This is a genomic window from Ruegeria sp. C12 (assembly GCF_056537745.1).
On sequence record NZ_JBQFSA010000010.1, the window covers coordinates 92608 to 109384 of the forward strand.

15 protein-coding genes are annotated in these 16777 nt (G+C 52.3%); 12 read left to right on the forward strand and 3 right to left on the reverse strand.

Annotated features, from left to right (window positions below):
* Window positions 1–9 precede the first annotated feature (9 nt).
* The 3 genes from ACR0C9_RS18890 to ACR0C9_RS18900 all read right to left on the reverse strand — a co-directional run bounded on the left by ACR0C9_RS18890 (window position 10) and on the right by ACR0C9_RS18900 (window position 3338).
* The gene (locus ACR0C9_RS18890) at window positions 10–1560 is read right to left on the reverse strand and encodes a TRAP transporter large permease (protein ID WP_480781731.1); all 1551 of its coding nucleotides are present in this window, start codon (window positions 1558–1560) and stop codon (window positions 10–12) included.
* Complete coding sequence (locus ACR0C9_RS18895; RefSeq protein ID WP_480781732.1) at window positions 1553–2074, reverse strand: TRAP transporter small permease subunit; 522 nt, start codon at window positions 2072–2074, stop codon at window positions 1553–1555. Before ACR0C9_RS18895 ends, ACR0C9_RS18890 begins: the two co-directional genes overlap by 8 nt.
* A gap of 178 nt (window positions 2075–2252) precedes the next feature.
* Complete coding sequence (locus ACR0C9_RS18900) at window positions 2253–3338, reverse strand: TRAP transporter substrate-binding protein (protein WP_480781733.1); 1086 nt, start codon at window positions 3336–3338, stop codon at window positions 2253–2255.
* 310 nt (window positions 3339–3648) lie between these two features.
* Here ACR0C9_RS18900 and ACR0C9_RS18905 point away from each other — a divergent pair, with 310 nt between their 5' ends.
* From ACR0C9_RS18905 to ACR0C9_RS18960, 12 genes are all read left to right on the forward strand, one after another.
* Window positions 3649–4014, forward strand: a complete 366-nt coding sequence (locus tag ACR0C9_RS18905; RefSeq protein ID WP_480781734.1) for a cupin domain-containing protein — start codon at window positions 3649–3651, stop codon at window positions 4012–4014.
* A 16-nt stretch (window positions 4015–4030) separates the two neighbouring features.
* Window positions 4031–5488, forward strand: coding sequence for an aldehyde dehydrogenase family protein (locus tag ACR0C9_RS18910; protein WP_480781735.1), 1458 nt, complete (start codon window positions 4031–4033; stop codon window positions 5486–5488).
* A 51-nt stretch (window positions 5489–5539) separates the two neighbouring features.
* Window positions 5540–7174 (forward strand): acetolactate synthase large subunit, encoded by a 1635-nt coding sequence (locus ACR0C9_RS18915; protein ID WP_480781736.1) that lies wholly within the window; start codon window positions 5540–5542, stop codon window positions 7172–7174.
* Window positions 7175–7187: 13 nt separating this feature from the next.
* A complete protein-coding gene (locus ACR0C9_RS18920; RefSeq protein ID WP_480781737.1) occupies window positions 7188–8342 on the forward strand; it encodes an iron-containing alcohol dehydrogenase in 1155 nt (384 codons plus the stop codon).
* 8 nt (window positions 8343–8350) lie between these two features.
* The gene (locus ACR0C9_RS18925; RefSeq protein ID WP_480781738.1) at window positions 8351–9184 is read left to right on the forward strand and encodes a poly(R)-hydroxyalkanoic acid synthase subunit PhaE; all 834 of its coding nucleotides are present in this window, start codon (window positions 8351–8353) and stop codon (window positions 9182–9184) included.
* On the forward strand, window positions 9181–10284 hold the full coding sequence (gene phaC, locus ACR0C9_RS18930; RefSeq protein WP_480781739.1) for a class III poly(R)-hydroxyalkanoic acid synthase subunit PhaC: 1104 nt from the start codon (window positions 9181–9183) through the stop codon (window positions 10282–10284). The genes ACR0C9_RS18925 and phaC overlap by 4 nt, the downstream gene beginning before the upstream one ends.
* A gap of 3 nt (window positions 10285–10287) precedes the next feature.
* Window positions 10288–12174, forward strand: a complete 1887-nt coding sequence (locus tag ACR0C9_RS18935; RefSeq protein WP_480781740.1) for an acyl CoA:acetate/3-ketoacid CoA transferase — start codon at window positions 10288–10290, stop codon at window positions 12172–12174.
* Between the two features lie 24 nt (window positions 12175–12198).
* Window positions 12199–13134: an alpha/beta fold hydrolase gene (locus tag ACR0C9_RS18940; RefSeq protein WP_480781741.1), complete on the forward strand. Its 936-nt coding sequence runs from the start codon at window positions 12199–12201 to the stop codon at window positions 13132–13134.
* A 139-nt stretch (window positions 13135–13273) separates the two neighbouring features.
* Complete coding sequence (locus tag ACR0C9_RS18945) at window positions 13274–13651, forward strand: VOC family protein (RefSeq protein ID WP_480781742.1); 378 nt, start codon at window positions 13274–13276, stop codon at window positions 13649–13651.
* Between the two features lie 11 nt (window positions 13652–13662).
* Window positions 13663–14334 (forward strand): SDR family oxidoreductase, encoded by a 672-nt coding sequence (locus tag ACR0C9_RS18950; RefSeq protein ID WP_480781743.1) that lies wholly within the window; start codon window positions 13663–13665, stop codon window positions 14332–14334.
* Between the two features lie 105 nt (window positions 14335–14439).
* The gene (locus ACR0C9_RS18955) at window positions 14440–15351 is read left to right on the forward strand and encodes a DMT family transporter (RefSeq protein ID WP_480781744.1); all 912 of its coding nucleotides are present in this window, start codon (window positions 14440–14442) and stop codon (window positions 15349–15351) included.
* Window positions 15352–15522: 171 nt separating this feature from the next.
* Entirely contained in the window at window positions 15523–16776 is a 1254-nt protein-coding gene (locus ACR0C9_RS18960; RefSeq protein ID WP_480781745.1) for an LVIVD repeat-containing protein, read from the forward strand.
* Window position 16777: the final 1 nt, after the last annotated feature.

Below are 16777 nucleotides of genomic sequence, written 5' to 3' on the forward strand. Positions count from 1 at the left end.
ATCTTCGTTTTATCGCAAAGCGTAGGGAAGCCAGGTCGAGATTGCCGGAAAGAAGGCAACGATAATGAGGACCAGCACCTGCAAGCCAATAAAGGGTAGCACACCAAGATAGATATCCTTTGTCGATATCTGAGGAGGCGCTGCCGAGCGGAAGTAGAACAGCGCGAACCCAAAGGGTGGCGTCAAGAACGATGTCTGAAGGTTTAGTGAGATCAAAATGGCAAGCCAGATCGGATCGATCCCAGAGGCCAGAAGCACCGGTGCAATCGTCGGAACAATCACAAAGATGATCTCAATGAAGTCCAGAATGAATCCCAGCAAGAACATCACTGCCAAGACGGCCGCAAGCGCGACATAGGGGCCACCTGGAACACTTGAAATCAAATGCTGAACCGCTTCATCACCACTAAAACCGCGGAAAACCAAAGACAGCATTGCCGCGCCGATCAAGATCATGAAGACCATAGCGCTCAATCGCGTGGTTTCAGTAGCTGATTTGACAAGCGCTGATGATTTCGCCGTTTTTACAAGGGCCACAAAGAAGAACCCAAAAAAGATGATCACTGGAATGCCGACGATGATACGCTCAGCGAACAAGGAAACTTCGACGTTTGCAAAGACAAGCTGTTTCAACAAGACTGCAAGCCCAAGAAATCCAAGGGCGATGTTAGCCCGAGCTCGATGCTCCGTGCCAAACCCGGCTAGAAGAACGGCGCCAGCTGCACCAATGGCTGCTGATTCGGTCGGAGTCGCTACACCGCCAAGGATAGATCCGAGTACACCTAGAATAAGCGCCAATGGAGGCACGAGCCGAGCCAAAAGAGTTGAAGCTGAGATTGTCATCTCATCTGCTTCGCGCTCCGGCGGAGGAGGGCAGGTGTTCGGTGCAAAAAACGCCAGGCAAATCTGATAAGCGAGAAATATCACCACCATCAAGAGACCTGGAAGTAGCGCGCCAGCAAACAGGTCCGAGATCGAAACTGTGTCAGGCGAGAAGTTCCCCATCTCCAGTTGCGCCTTTTGATAGGCAGACGAAATCGTGTCAGCCAGCAGAACCAGAACCAAACTCGGTGGAATGATTTGGCCAAGCGTCCCCGCCGCGCAGATAGAACCGGCCGCAAGTTTTGGGGAATATCCCCATTTCAACATCACGGGAAGCGAAAGCAGAGCCATCGTGGTCACGGTTGCGCCGACAATTCCTGTGGAGGCGGCCAAAAGCGCACCTACAAGCGTAATCGCGTACCCGAGCCCACCCCGACGACGACCAAACAAGCGGCCGATGCCATCAAGGAGTTCTGAAGCGATGCCACTTCGTTCCAACATCGCACCCATGAAAACAAAGAGTGGGACTGCCAAAAGGATGTCGTTTGTCATGGCGGCATAAATTCGTTGCGGAATCGCAGACAGGAACGACGCATCAAAATGTCCCAGCAAGACTCCGAGCCCACCAAGAAGAAGGGAGAACCCGCCGAGCACAAATGCGACTGGGAATCCCGACATCAAGAACAGAAGCAAACCAACAAACAGAGCGAGCAGGTAGAGGTTGTGAACATCAATCATTGGTCTGCCCTCCAAGCCCGATACAGCGGGCAAAAATTGCAAGGGACTGAACAATAACCAACACCAATGCCACTGGGATTACCGTTTTGAACAAGAAAACACCCGGCAAACCTGTCGCTTCGCGAGACCCCTCAAAAGAAGCCCAGCTGTTGAGAACATATTCTCGCGAGCTCCAAAGCATGAAGAGGCACAGGGGCAGCAGAAATATGACGATCCCTGCCGCGTCTACGAAGCGCTTTTTTCCTTCAGAGTATGTGTGATAGAGCATGTCGACGCGAACGTGCCTATCCGCTGCAAGACTATCGGCCAATGCAAGCATGAACATTGTACCAAACAGGTACAGTATCGCTTCCTGAGCCATCACTGATCCCGCATCGAATAGGTATCGGGCAACGACAACAAAAAACTGTAGCAAGACCATTGCGACCGCCAACCAGCGGACAGCTTTGCCAAGTTTTTCGATAATGAGGTCGAGCCAACTGCTACCGCGCATATGGCCTTGGTACTCGGACATTTTTTCCTCCCTGAAGTGGTGCCAGGAAGGTCCGTAAACCGGAAGCCCTATATGCAATACTGGCACTTAATAGATCGAATGTTTCACCGTCGAGGCCAGGAAATCCGTAAAACCCAGCCTCGACGATTCTGCTCGCTTCAGCTTTGGGCTGAAGGAACTGCCTGTATGGATGCTAGGATTAACCCTGTTGCTTCAGGCGTGCGTTGGCATAGTCGCCGATTTGACCCCATTCGCGCTGCGATTCACGGAACGCAATCCAGCTTTCGTGAACCTTGCCCGCGATCTCGCTTTTTGCGGAATTCTCGGCAAGCACGTCAGGCGCGATGCGCTTCATCTCGTCGACAATGTCGCTTGGCCACTCATGCAATTGGACGCCATGGTCATCAACCAGTTGGTTCAACGCGGACAGATTGCGTGCATTGTATTCAGCGAGCGAGGTCATGTATTCGGCATCCGCTACGGATTGCAGAATTTCACGCTCTGAATCGCTCAATCCTTCCCAAACATCCTTGTTGATGTTGGAGCCGAGCGTGTGACCCATTTCGTGGAAGCCGGGGTAGTAGTAGTGCTTTGCGGTACGATGGAAACCAAAAGCCAGGTCATTCCAAGGCGCAATCCATTCCAAACCATCGATTGTCCCGGACTGCAACGCAGTGAAAAGCTCACCACCAGGGATGTTGATCGGAGTCGCACCAAGCTTTGAGAGCATCTGCCCACCGAGACCCGGGTAGCGAACTTTCAGACCCTGCAGATCGGCAGCTGACTTGATTTCCTCTTTGAACCAGCCGCCCATCTGAGCACCGGTGTTCAAGCTTGCAAGAGGTTTGACGCCGTGTGCGGCACCCAACTCGTCCCACAGTTCCTGACCGCCACCAAATCTCAGCCAGGTGAAATGCTCGTCCGCGGTCAGTCCGAAGGGGACGGTCGCAAAATAGACGAAGGCCGGATCTTTGCCGAACCAATAGTAGGGTGTGTCATGGGTCAAATCGCCTGCACCCGAAGCGACTGCGTCGAGGACTTCGAACGGGGCGACAATCTCGCCAGCACCGAAAACCTTAATCCGGAGCTTCCCGCCACTTGCCGTGGCAACACGTTCCGCGAAGCGTTCCGCGCCCGTGCCAAGCCCTGGAAAGTTTTTTGGCCAGCATGTGAGCATTTTGAGCTCTGTTCCACCTTCTGCAAGTGCAGGTGCTGCAAGCGCTGTAGCACCTGCACCCAAGGCTGCTGTTTGAACAAAGTTACGACGTGAAATTTTGTTGGTCATGAGACCTCCCTTTCATTTGATCTGGATGAATTGACATGAGGCCGCTGCAACTGATCACGAGCAGACGAGCCCCGATCCAAAGCACGTGAGCAAAAAACACAGTTCCCTGCGAACGCGAGCCATTCTTCATGCCGAAGCGTCTCCACGCGTCAATCATCTCCTCCTTAATGGCCAAACGATCAATAAGCAGACTTTTGTGTTGCGTCAACACACAAAATGCCCTTACAAAAGCTGTTTATATCGACTACTAAAATGTTCGAACGATCAATAGAATCAAGTTTTGATGAAGGAGGAGCAAATGCCAAACGACATGAACCCAGAAAATTTCTCGAACTGGACAGAGGAGTTTCGTGCTGAGATCAAAGCCAACTGGAACAATCGTCAGGTGGGATCTCGCGTTGTGTCAGAGACAGAGACTTTGCGGATTTGGCATCTTGAGCTGGAACCCGGAGAGCGCGCTCCGTTTCACCGGCATGAAGAAACCTATTTCTGGACCGTGACCGGGCCCGGAAAATCGCGCTCTCACTATCATGACGGTTCCGTGCGCGATACTGACTACCAAGCAGGTGACACGCGGCACTTTGAGCTCGAGGACGGCGACTTCTTTGTCCATGACCTTGAGAACATTGGCGACACGAAGCTCACTTTCGTGACGGTCGAGTTCAAAGCGAACTGAACAAACGAGGCTGCCATTGGATCGTGAGAAGCGAGGCCAATGGCAGTCATTGCAACTCACGAAAGTAGTGGAAACCTTGTCAGGCGCCTCCCAGATGGAAACTCACGTAGTCAGTGCATACGACCGCACAGAAATTGCCAAAATAGAGCAGTTGGACTGGTCGCAGGTGGAAGCCGCGCTGGCGCGAGCGCAGAATATGCACTGTTCGGCGGATCAAAAGCTCCCTCGCTGGAAGCGCATCGAAATATTGGAGAACGCAGCTTCGATAATTTTGGCTCGTAAGGCGGAGCTCGCGCATCAAATTGCACTGGAGGGTGGAAAACCTTTGGTGGACGCTCTGGTGGAAGTCGAGCGCGCCGCCAGTAGTACCAAACTTGCCGCGTCGTTACTGATTTCTGAAAGAGGCGACGAAATCCCGATGGGGATTACGCCGGCAGGTGAGGGGCGGATTGCCTTTACCCGTAGAAAGCCTATCGGGCCGGTGGTTGCGGTGAGCGCCTTCAACCATCCGCTCAATCTGATTGCGCACCAAGTTGCACCTGCAATCGCAGCCAACTGCCCCGTAATCATTAAGCCCTCGATGCTGACACCATTATCCTGTCTCGCCTATGTCGACATTCTGCGGGAAGCCGGATTGTCGTCCGAACGTTGTTTCGTCGCGTTGTGCGATAGAGAGACATCGGAACGTTTGGTTCGGGATCCTCGAACCGCTTTCTTTAGCTTTATCGGCTCCGCAAAAGTCGGCTGGTACTTAAGGAGCAAGCTTGCTCCAGGAACACGTTGCGCCCTAGAGCATGGCGGAGTTGCGCCAGTGATCGTAGACAGCGACGTCGATCAGGAAGAAGCCATCAACAGCATCTGCAAGGGCGCCTTTTATCACGCAGGCCAAGTCTGTGTCTCTGTGCAACGGGTGTTCGTCGTCGGGGAGCAAGCGGATGGTTTCATTGAAGCCCTGACGGCCAAAGCAAAAACACTGATTGTTGGTGATCCAACGCACCCTGATACTGATGTTGGCCCCCTAATCGCGGACGCAGAAGTTGATCGAGTGTCCGATTGGGTCTCGCAGGCAATTGCCGAAGGTGCAGATTGTCGTTGCGGAGGCCGAAAGCTCTCTGAGACGTTATATGAACCTACCGTTTTGGTTGACCCCCCCGACAACAGCAATGTTGCGCAGCGGGAAGTGTTTGGCCCGGTGGTTTGTGTGTTCAGGTGTCGCTCTCTGGAGGAAGCCGTTGAGCGCGCCAATAGCGTGGATGCCTCCTTTCAGGCAGCCGTATTCACTCAAAATATAAACACTGCAATGCGTACAGCTGATGCATTGAACGGGTCCGCCGTAATGGTGAACGACCACACAGCCTTCAGAGTTGATTGGATGCCATTTGCCGGCCTCGGCACCTCTGGGCTCGGTGTTGGCGGCATCAAAGGCAGTTTCGAAGACATGACCTACGAAAAGATGACGGTCATTCGCACTTGAGGGCGAAGTTGCCCCTTCCGCGAATGACAAATGGATAAATTGGAGGAACCAATGAAAGCAGCAGAGCTGTTCGTGAAGTGCCTAGAAAATGAAGGTGTAGATTATATCTTCGGGGTTCCGGGCGAAGAAAACATCGACGTGATGGACGCCCTGATCGATAGCCCAATCGAGTTCGTGACGACCCGTCACGAGCAAGGTGCCGCGTTCATCGCCGATGTATATGGGCGGCTGACTGGGAGAGCTGGCGTGTGTCTTTCGACACTCGGTCCAGGGGCGACCAACCTCGTTACAGGTGTTGCTGACGCGAATATGGACCGGGCGCCCATTGTCGCGATCGCCGGACAAGGCTCGACCGATCGCCTGCACAAAGAAAGCCACCAGATTCTTGATTTGGTTAATCTCTTCGAGCCCATTTCAAAATACTCGACACAAATTCGAACACCGGAAATCATTCCGGAAATCGTTCGCAAGGCCTTTAAACGCGCTCAGGCAGAAAAGCCGGGATGTTCGTTTATCGACCTGCCGGAAAATGTGGCTGGAGACGACTTGGACGCTACCCAACCGCTGAAAGTTCAAGCTCCTGTGCCTCCAACGGCGCCTGTCGGAAAATGTGCTTCCGTCGCCGAAATAATCGGTAAAGCCAACGCTCCGGTCATCATGGCAGGAAATGGGGTTATCCGGGGCGGAGCGTCTGAGGCCATGGTTGACTTTGCCGAGAAGATGAACATCCCAGTGGCGACGACATTCATGGCGAAAGGGGTTATTCCGTTCAGCCATTCATTAAGCCTCGGTACGATTGGGCTGAAAGCACACGATTTCGTGTCATTTGCGTTTGATGAAGCAGACCTCATCATCTGCGTGGGTGTCGATATGGTGGAATACCATCCCGCGCTTTGGAACCCCGAGAAAAGCAAAAAAATTATACATATCGACGAAAGCCCGGCCGAAGTTGATGCACACTATATACTGGAGGCTGGGGTCGTCGGAACGATTGAAGATTCATTGTCGCGTATTGCTGCACGGTCTCGACGTCGCCCAAACACAAAAGTTCACAAGCTGCCTGCCATCATCAAAGAGCAGATCGCAGAGCACGCAAATGATACAGAGTTTCCGGTTAAGCCTCAGAAAATTGTCTGGGATCTGCGCCAGGCGCTCGGCCCAGACGACATCACAATTTCGGACGTTGGTGCCCATAAGATGTGGATGGCCAGAATGTATCAGGCCGAGGCACCAAACACCTGCATAATTTCCAACGGGTTTGCTTCTATGGGGATCGCTCTGCCAGGGGCAATCGCCGCAAAACTTGCGTATCCAGATCGTAAGGCTGTTGCAGTCTGTGGCGACGCCGGCTTCATGATGAACAATCAGGAGATCGAGACCGCAGTTCGCTTGGGGCTGGATTTGGTGATCCTGATCTTTAACGATAGCAAGTACGGTCTCATTGAATGGCACCAAGAGCGCCATTTTGGTCGCTCGACAAAGATAGAGTTCGACAACCCTGATTTCGTGAAATTTGCTGAAAGCTTTGGTGCCAATGGTTACCGGGTCGAGAGCGCCGAAGAGTTGCTTCCAACTCTGCAAACTGCCCTCAACGATGGCACGGTTTCGATAATCGACTGCCCCGTCGACTACCGAGAGAACATGAAGCTGACAGAACAGCTGCAAAACCTGACTTCGCCGATCTGAGGGGGGCGTTCAGATGACTTCGTTTAGTTTTCAAACAACACGATCTGTTCTCGCCGAGATTGGGGCAACCGCCAAGATCGGCAAGATTCTCTCTGACCGGGGTTGCAAAAAAGTTGGTTTCATAACCGACGCGATGATTTTGAAACTTGGGTTGGCCGATCCAGCGTTGGAGGGGTTTCGGCAAGCTGGGCTTGATGTTTGGACATTTTCCGGCGTTCAGCCCGATCCTCCTGAGGATATGATCAAATCCGCCGTCGACCGCGCCCGATCTGAACGCATAGACTGTGTGGTCTCGATAGGCGGCGGGTCTTCGCTCGACACAGCCAAGCTGATCGCCGTTTTGGCAAACACCGATCAAGACTTGGCAGACATGTATGGCGTAAACCTAGTCCGGGGAGAGCGTCTTCCTCTGATCTTGGCGCCCACGACTGCCGGCACGGGGTCCGAAGTCACTCCGATTTCCATCGTGACGACAGGTGCCAATGAAAAAAAAGGGGTGGTCGCTCCCCAACTCCTGCCTGACTTTGCTGTTTTGGATGCTGAACTCACTATTGGCCTTCCTGCACCGGTAACAGCGGCTACTGGTATCGATGCGATGGTACATGCCATCGAAGCCTACACGTCAAAGCGACTCAAAAATGTGGTGTCAGACTGCCTGGCGAAACAGGCGTTAGAATTACTCGGGGCCAATATACACAAAGCGTGTTTCAGCCCGGAAGATCGAGATGCCAGGGGCAATATGCTACTCGGTTCGATGCTTGCGGGGATGGCATTCGCAAACGCTCCGGTCGCTGCCGTACACGCATTGGCCTACCCGTTAGGAGGGCATTTTCATGTTCCTCATGGGCTGTCAAATGCGCTGGTATTGCCCCACGTGCTTGAGTTCAACTTGCCGAACGCGCACTCAGAATATGCCGAATTGGCACCAATCATATTCCCAGGGCTTTCAGGGCTCGGAGAATCTGAACGCGCCGATGCAATGATTGCGCGGTTCCTGGAGCTGGGTTCTGAACTGGGCATGCCGAGCCGGTTGAGTGATGTGGACGTCAGCCACAACCACCTGCCGATGTTGGCAACGGATGCCATGAAACAGGAGCGATTGCTGATCAACAATCCTCGCGAGATGACTTACGAGGCAGCGCTCGCCATTTATAGCAAAGCGCTGTGAGGTCGGTCATGGCAGACAAACCTTCCGAACCTTACCCATTTCTCGATATGTGGTTGCGCTCCCAGAGCGCCATGATTGATGCTCAGCGACCCTTCTGGGAGAACATATCAAAATCACTCACTACGAGCGAAAATGAAGTAAGCGCGCGAATTGCCCAGCAGCTTTGGGACAAATCTGTAACAGCCAGCCAAGATTGGATCTCAGCAGCGTTTCAGAATGCTCGCTGGGAAAATGACGCAAATGACATCGCTAAGACAACGCTTAGCAAAGTAATGGACCCGAGCCAGTTTCTATTGTTCGGTTCAGATGAAGTTAATTCCACTATTCAAAAGCTTGTCGATGGCCCCGGGCATTTTAGTTCTGCAGATCTCAGTGATCTTGGAGCGCAAACGACGAACGAGTGGGCGGCGCTTCGCGAGGCCAGCGCGACATATCGGAACATCGTCCTGAAGGCTTGGTGGGCGGCATATGAGACCTTCCTGAAGGAACACAGCGGTGATCTTTCAAAACTGGGGCATTCGCCAAATGAACTTATTCAGAACTGGCTCCAAATCGCCAACGAAGAACTCACCAAAACCCAACGCACCAAGCGCTACCTCGATGCACAAAGAAAATTGTTACGTGCCGGCGTGGACTACAGGCTCAAAGAGCAGGAACTGGTTGAGAAATGGTGTGAGACGCATTCCCTTCCAACTAGATCAGAGGTCGATGAGCTTCATCGGTCCGTCTACGAATTGAAGAAATCGCTTCGAGACTTGACCAAGCAGATTGCTGATCATGCTTCCGCTCCGCCGTCCCGCAAGAAACCAGGTTCCTCCAAGTCTTCTGGAGAAAAGAAATGAGTGACGAACAAAACTCCCAAATGGGCTTGTTTCAGGATGCGATCAAATGGAATGACCAGATTTCGAAAAGCCTGAAAAACCTGAGCGCCGTAAGTGCCGATGATGTGGATGTTGGCGCAACGCCAAAAACTCTTGTCCTAGAGCAAGATAAGGTCACCCTGCACCACTACGACCCGCTCCCAGACACTGAAGTACAATCTGGTCCTGTAATTATCGTCTATGGGCTGGTTGGGCGATACACGATGGTCGACTTGCAAGAAGACCGGTCTCTTGTGCGCAATCTACTCGGTCGCGGGGTGGATTTGTATGTGGTCGATTGGGGGCATCCGACCCGCGCCGATCAGTACCTGACACTGGATGATTATGTGGACTGGTATCTTGATGACTGCATAGAGAGAATTCGAGAAATCTCCGGCGCCGATCAGGTGACAATCCTCGGCATCTGTGAAGGAGGGACATTCTCGGTCGCCTATGCGGCTTTGCATCCCGAGAAAGTCAAGAACCTCATCTTGACCATTACGCCAGTCGATTTTCATGGTGATCTACAGGATGACAATGAGGCCCATGGATTCATCAATCTTTGGACCCGCAGCCTGGAGGAAGAAGATGTTAATCGCCTGATCAAGGTCTTCGGAAACCTGCCGGGTGAAATTATGGCGAGCGTGTTCCAGATGATGACGCCCGTTCGGACCATGACAAAGTACAATATCGACCTTCTCGAAGCAGCGTCGGACGAAAAGCGACTTTTAAATTTCCTGAGAATGGAAAAATGGCTCGCCGATCGTCCACACCATCCCGGTGCAGCGGCCAAGCAATGGCTTATCGAATTGTATAAGGAAAATCGGCTTGTGGAGGGGACTTTCGAACTCTCAGGACGCCGCGTTGACCTCAAGAATTTGGATATGCCGATCCTCAATGTCTTCGCCAAACAAGATCACATCATTCCACCACCATGTTCAACGGCTCTGGGCAAGCATGTGGGCACCGATGACTATACAGAACTCGCGTTGCCAGGTGGTCATGTCGGCGTTTACGTCAGCAGAAAGAGCCAGGGCATTGTCGGGTCAGGTGTTTTCGATTGGCTGATGGATCGGCAGTAGAGCATGGGACATCCAAGCATCAGTGTTCCTGCTCGAGACGCCATTTCCGTTATACGCGACGGCGACACAGTCTGTGTTTCGGGCTTTGTCGGTGTTGGAACGCCAGACGAGCTCCTGATTGCACTTGAAGAGAGGTTTTTGGAAACAGGCCACCCCAGAGATTTAACTTTGGTTTTTGCGGCAGCCCCGGGCGACGGTGGCGAGCGGGGATTGAACCGCCTTGCGCATAAGGGTCTCATCAAACGTGCCATCGGTGGTCATTGGTCGTTGGTGCCAAAGCTATCAGCCATGGCTGTTGAAAACGAAATAGAGGCATACAATCTTCCGTTGGGCTGCATCAGCCAGCTCTATCGGGAAATTGCTGGTGGAAAGCCGGGCATGTTCTCCAAGGTCGGTCTAAGGACATTCGTTGACCCTCGACAATCCGGTGGGAAAATAAACGACCGGACAGTTCAAGACCTTGTCGAACTGGTACATCATCAAGGGGAAGAATGGCTGTACTACAAAGCATTTCCAATTGATGTCGCGCTATTGAGAGCAACGACCGCCGATACAATGGGCAATTCCACGATGGAGCGGGAAGCCCTCAAACTGGATGCCACAGCCGCGGCAATGGCCGCACATAATTCTGATGGGGCGGTGATCGTTCAGATCGAGCGAATGGCGATTCACGGCACACTGTTGCCCAAGCGTGTCATGATTCCGGGAGCACTGGTTGACTGCGTGGTAATCTCCAAGGCAGAAAACCATCGGCAAACTTACGCCACACCCTACAACCATGCCTATTCAGGTGAATTGCGCTTGCCATTGGATCAGGTGAATTCGCAACCACTAACTGAACGCAAAGTCATCGCGCGTAGGGCTGCTTTCGAATTGCCGATAGACGGCGTCGTCAATTTGGGCATTGGGGTTCCCGAAGGTGTGGCCGCTGTCGCGGCGGAAGAAGGGTTGCTCAACAACGTGACGCTCACTGCTGAACCCGGCGTGATTGGCGGCATGCCACAAGGAGGGTTGGATTTTGGGGCTGCACTAAATCCTGATGCTGTCGTCGCTCAGAGCGCCCAGTTCGATTTTTACGATGGAGGCGGTCTCGATATGGCGTGTCTCGGCATGGCCCAGACAGACCGTTTCGGCAACGTGAACGTTTCGAAGTTTGGTCCGAAATTTGCCGGGGCGGGTGGTTTTATTAACATTAGCCAGAACGCTGGCCGCTTAGTTCTTGCAGGCACGTTCACTGCGGGCGGGCTCAAAACCGAGATTGGCGATGGCAAGATCAAGATTGTCCGCGAGGGGGCTGTCAGAAAGTTCGTCCCATACGTCGAACAAATCACCTTCTCCGGAGAGTTAGCTGCCGAGCGGGGACAACCCGTGCTCTATGTTACTGAAAGGTGTGTTTTCCAAGCTTCGGCGGAGGGCCTGGTGCTAGTCGAAATCGCGCCAGGCATCGACCTAAAGAACGACATTTTGGCGCTTATGGATTTTACACCCATCATTCGCGAGCCGAAACTTATGGATGAGCGAATTTTTCAACGGGAACAAATGGGCCTTCGTGAAGATCTATTTGGAGCATCCGTGGATACACGTGTTCAACTGAATGAGCATACTGGACAGTTGGAGATCAATTTGCGCGGCTTCTTTTTGAGCAAGAAAGAAGAACTGTCTCAGTTGGAGGAACACGTCCGAGATCGGTGTAAAGGGCGAGAAGGATCGATTGACTGCACAGTTTGGTATGACGGATTTGACGTCCATCCAGACCTGATTGATGAGTATCTTCGTTTGACCAGTAAGCTCGACGAAAAGGTGTTTAGAAAAGCGACCAGGATTACCAAGAGCCCGTTTCAAAGGCTCAAGTTTGGCGTGGAACTCGCCAAACGCGAGCTACGATCCTAACGAAAGCTTCTGGGGAAAAAAACGGTGACCTTACGCGCTCTAAAATCAAACGACCAAGTCTCATCATCTGAGGCACAGGGCCGAAGTGTTATATTGAACCATGCAAGAGGTATCAGTCGGCATGGATTTCACACACTGGCCTACCGTGAGTACCCATGCCTTGAACCAACCAGTGATGTAATTTGCGTTCATGGTTTGACGCGAAACAGTCGTGATTTTGATGTGCTCGCCTCACGTCTTTCATCAACGCGAAGAGTTATTTGTGCTGACCTGGCTGGGCGCGGTGATAGTGATTGGCTGACCGATCCATCGGATTACAATCTCCTGCAGTACAACATGGATATGACCGTTGTGGCCGCCAAAGCGGGTCTCTCACGCTACGACTGGATCGGAACATCTCTTGGGGGACTAATCGGCATTGCTTTGGCCGGGCTCGAAAACTCACCAATTCAGCGCCTTATCATTAACGACATTGGGCCGGATATTCCGTTCTCGGCACTTCGTCGGATCACAAGCTATGCGGGACAGACGAGCCAATTTGATAGTTTGAAGGAGGTTGAGAACCACCTTCGGCAAACGCTTAGCCCATTTGGGCCGATGACCGACACCGATTGGGCGCGAATGGCAAAAACCAGCTGCTTTGAAACGTCCGAAGGCTACCATATGCATCATGACCCAGACATTATGCAGAACTTCCGCAACTACTTCATGTTCATGCATTTCAATCTTTGGAAATTCTGGGACAGGATCAAATGTCCTGTTCTGGTGCTGCGGGGGATGGACTCTGATTTCTTGCCCGAAAGCCTGCTGGACAAGATGCTCCGCCGACTACCGAACGCAACTTCCATCGAGTTTCCGGATGTTGGGCATACGCCAACCTTGAACGCCGCCGAACAAATTGAACCCATTCAGAGCTGGCTTTCTGAGACCGACCCCGGGATACGTGAGACAAAATCGTGATCGACCGAGGGTTTGTCGGTTACTGTTCGGCCGCCTGATCGCGCATCCATCTTTTAGAAAACTCAAACTGACAATTCGATGCTTCCAGATTGTTTGGCTGGTGTCATTTCTTACGCTTTGCCGAGCAAAAGGAACGTCAATGCAGTTAGATCACGTCACAATCAGAACAAAGGATCCAGCGGCCGTGAAATCCTTTTTTCTCACGGTCTTTGACGAAATGCAGGCAGGATCGCGGCCTAAAGCGATCCAACATATCCCTGGGTTTTGGCTTTACGCCGGAGATAAACCGATTTTGCATTTGATCGCTACAAATCGATTGGGTCAGGACCCTCAATCTGAGGCTTGGGACCACGTCGCTTTTCGCCTGAAAGGTTACCATAAGTTTCGAGCCAGACTGGAGAACCTAGGCATTACCTACAGCCCTATGGACCTTCCCGAACTCAGCGAAAGACGGCTGTTCTTTAAGACGCCGGAAAACCTCTTGGTCGAAGCAGTTTTCCGCGAATGCCAATCATGAGGAGCAATAAAATGAGCTTTAACGAGACCACCAAATCGATCGTGATAGGAGGGACTTCAGGAATTGGACGCGCCGTTTGCGATGCTCTGTCGAGGCGTCCGGGTACCGTAGTCGCGGCAAGTCGTTCTACAGGCTTGGATATCTCTGACAGAACCTCGATAGCTCGATTTTTCGAAGAACAGATCGACCTGGATCACCTCGTCATTACAGCGGGCTCACAGGCCCCTGGAGGAGAGATTTCAGCTCTCGATCTCAAAGCCGCCCGACAAGCCTTTGAAACAAAGTTCTGGGGGTCCATTGAGACAGCACAGGTTGCCTCAAAGTATATGCGAGCCGGAGGTTCAATTACTTTGACTTCGGGGTTTTTAGCACGTCGCACAGTTCCGGGGACGTTCACCAAGACCGCAATGAATGCTGCTCTGGAAGCCTCGACGAGGCTACTCGCAAGAGAGTTGGCTCCGCTTCGCGTAAATGTCGTGAGCCCGGGATTGACCGATACAGAAGCCTACGCAGGAATGGATTCAACAGCGCGCTTATCGATGCTCCAGAACGCTGCCAACACGCTTCCGGCCGGGCGCGTCGCCCGAGCTGAAGACCTCGCTGCCGCCTATCTTTTTGCGATCGATTCCCCATCCATGACCGGCGCAACGATTGATGTCGAAGGCGGCGCGCTTATCGTTTGACAGCCAACATTTACAAAAAACCTGACTGCTTAGGTCGGCGACCCAAGGTTGCCGACCTCTTTTGTAGAACTCAGTTTGAGCGGCCAAAGAGCCCAAATTCTTACGATGGCAGATAACAAATATGACGTGCCAAAAAACACAGGAGCATATGTCGCTCTTGTTGTTTCTGTTGTGATGTTAGGGGTGAACTGGCCCTTTATGAAACTAGGCCTAGCCTACTTTAGCCCATTTTGGATGGTGTCTCTCCGGTTTTGCCTCAGTGCACCTGTTGTTGCTCTACTGGTCGTTGTGCTCAAAAGGCGTTTGCCCGTTTTTAACAGGTTGGACTTGCGGGTGATTATTGGCGTCGCACTAATGCAATTTGTCACTCAGATGGGGCTTGTGACGCTGTCGTTAAAATGGATTCCCGCTGGAACTGCGAGCATACTTATCTACACGACGCCCCTTTGGCTTGTCTTGTTGGATCTATTGGTCTTTCGAGCCAGAATCGAAAAACATCGTCTCGCCATTACCGTTGCATCTGCATTTGGGTGTGCCATCGTGGTCTTCAGCTCCAGCCAGGCGATGCCGGTTGTTCCCCTATTCATGGTTCTTCTAGCGTCAGTTTTCTGGTCGCTCTCGATGCGACTGATTGCAACACATAGGTGGTCTGGCGATGTTCCGGATGCAGTTTTTTGGCAATTCTTGCTTGCAGGCCTTGTTACATTACCGCTGGCTTGGTTCATGGATGGATCACTAGCACCTGAAGCATTATCGCTGCCGGGTTTGCTCCTTTTGCTATTTGTTGGTCCCTTTGCGACTGGGCTCGGGTTTGGGCTGATGATCGTCGCAGGACGTTCCCTTCCTGTCGCACGTGTTTCGCTAGTCAGCACGGCTGCCCCACTTATCGGGTTCTTGAGTTCAGCATTGATCCTTAACGAAGCGATTACCGTCTGGGTCGCTTTCGGCGGCGCTGTCATTTTAGCCGCTTTGGTTGCGGGATCCTTTGAGTCAGTCAGGCGTGGCGCCAAAGGCTAGCTCACAAACTGCAAAAGCCGCGCAATGATCGACCTCTCAAGAATTGTAGGCGCTGGCCGAATATCGAGGATTTGTGTCCTCTTACAGAATGCAGGCCACGTGATTTACGTCCATTCTTGGAACAACGCGTGAATCCAATAAGCGTAGTTTACCATTGAAAGGAATGCGAAGATGGCCGCCTCGGACCTACCTACACCCGACTTTGCAAAAAACATGAAACTCATTGGTCATTGTGATCAGGGTGGTCGTCCGGATGGTGTTCAATTGATGATCAACAAGGGCTTTGCCTTCACAGGGCACATGTTTTCAAAAGGCTTCAGTATCATAGACGTACGCGATCCTCGGAACCCTAAGCCAGTGAACTATATCGCCGCCCCGAAAAACACTTGGCATCTTCATCTGCAAACTTACGAAGATCTCTTGCTGGTCATAAATGCGAAGGACATGTTTGCATCGGCTGAGTTTCAGGATGAGAGCGAATACTATAAGGGCGCACTTGGTCGGAAAGTTGGCACTGCGGATATGAACCGTGAACGCGACTGGACCGCGGGGATGTCTGTATACGATATCAAGGATCCGGCAAATCCGCGTCAGATTGGTTTCTTGTCCGTAGAAGGCGGTGGTATTCACCGGCTTTGGTACACCGGTGGTCGATGGGCATACGCATCGGTACTGCTCGATGGATTCACAGACTACATATTCATGACCATTGATATGAGTGACCCATCTAATCCAAAAGAGGCCGGGCGCTATTGGTTGCCGGGAATGAATGCGGCGGCAGGAGAAGAACCTGCAGATGAGAATGCCCGCGGTGGATTGCACCACGCCATTGTACACGGTGATATCGCTTATGGTGCGTGGCGCGATGCCGGCATGGTTGTAATGGATGTTAGTGACCGGACCAATCCAGAGCTGATTGTGCATCGCAATTGGTCGCCGCCGTTTGGTGGAGGGACCCATAATTGCTTGCCCTTGCCCGATCGGGACCTGCTCGTCGTCGTAGATGAGTCTGTTCTTGATAATTGTGAGGATGGTATCAAACACATCTGGATGTTTGATAACCGTGTTCCGTCCAATCCCGTCAGCATCTCTACTTTCCCTGTCCCGTCAGAAGCCGACTATTGCAAGAAGGGGGGGCATTTCGGCCCGCACAATATCTATGAAAACCGGCCCGACGGACTTGTCAGTGATCAGCTGATTTTTTCAACCATGCAGAACGCAGGTATTCGCGTTACCGACATTTCTGACGAATACCGCCCCAAAGAGGTCGCAGCGTTTGTGCCACCAGCACCCAAAAAGCTGGTTGATCACCGGCCAAACCGTCCCTTGGTCATTCAGAATTGTGATGTCTATGTCGACAAGCAAGGACTGATCTACGCTAATGACTACAATGGCGGGCTCTACATTCTTGAGTACGAAGGCTGAT

Bases quoted from the DNA above. Each gene is read 5' to 3' on its own strand.
- ACR0C9_RS18890 (WP_480781731.1), bottom strand. From the start codon at position 1,560: ATGATTGATGTTCACAACCTCTACCTGCTCGCTCTGTTTGTTGGTTTG.
- ACR0C9_RS18895 (WP_480781732.1), bottom strand. From the start codon at position 2,074: ATGTCCGAGTACCAAGGCCATATGCGCGGTAGCAGTTGGCTCGACCTC.
- ACR0C9_RS18900 (WP_480781733.1), bottom strand. From the start codon at position 3,338: ATGACCAACAAAATTTCACGTCGTAACTTTGTTCAAACAGCAGCCTTG.
- ACR0C9_RS18905 (WP_480781734.1), top strand. From the start codon at position 3,649: ATGAACCCAGAAAATTTCTCGAACTGGACAGAGGAGTTTCGTGCTGAG.
- ACR0C9_RS18915 (WP_480781736.1), top strand. From the start codon at position 5,540: ATGAAAGCAGCAGAGCTGTTCGTGAAGTGCCTAGAAAATGAAGGTGTA.
- ACR0C9_RS18920 (WP_480781737.1), top strand. From the start codon at position 7,188: ATGACTTCGTTTAGTTTTCAAACAACACGATCTGTTCTCGCCGAGATT.
- ACR0C9_RS18925 (WP_480781738.1), top strand. From the start codon at position 8,351: ATGGCAGACAAACCTTCCGAACCTTACCCATTTCTCGATATGTGGTTG.
- phaC (WP_480781739.1), top strand. From the start codon at position 9,181: ATGAGTGACGAACAAAACTCCCAAATGGGCTTGTTTCAGGATGCGATC.
- ACR0C9_RS18935 (WP_480781740.1), top strand. From the start codon at position 10,288: ATGGGACATCCAAGCATCAGTGTTCCTGCTCGAGACGCCATTTCCGTT.
- ACR0C9_RS18945 (WP_480781742.1), top strand. From the start codon at position 13,274: ATGCAGTTAGATCACGTCACAATCAGAACAAAGGATCCAGCGGCCGTG.
- ACR0C9_RS18950 (WP_480781743.1), top strand. From the start codon at position 13,663: ATGAGCTTTAACGAGACCACCAAATCGATCGTGATAGGAGGGACTTCA.
- ACR0C9_RS18955 (WP_480781744.1), top strand. From the start codon at position 14,440: ATGGCAGATAACAAATATGACGTGCCAAAAAACACAGGAGCATATGTC.
- ACR0C9_RS18960 (WP_480781745.1), top strand. From the start codon at position 15,523: ATGGCCGCCTCGGACCTACCTACACCCGACTTTGCAAAAAACATGAAA.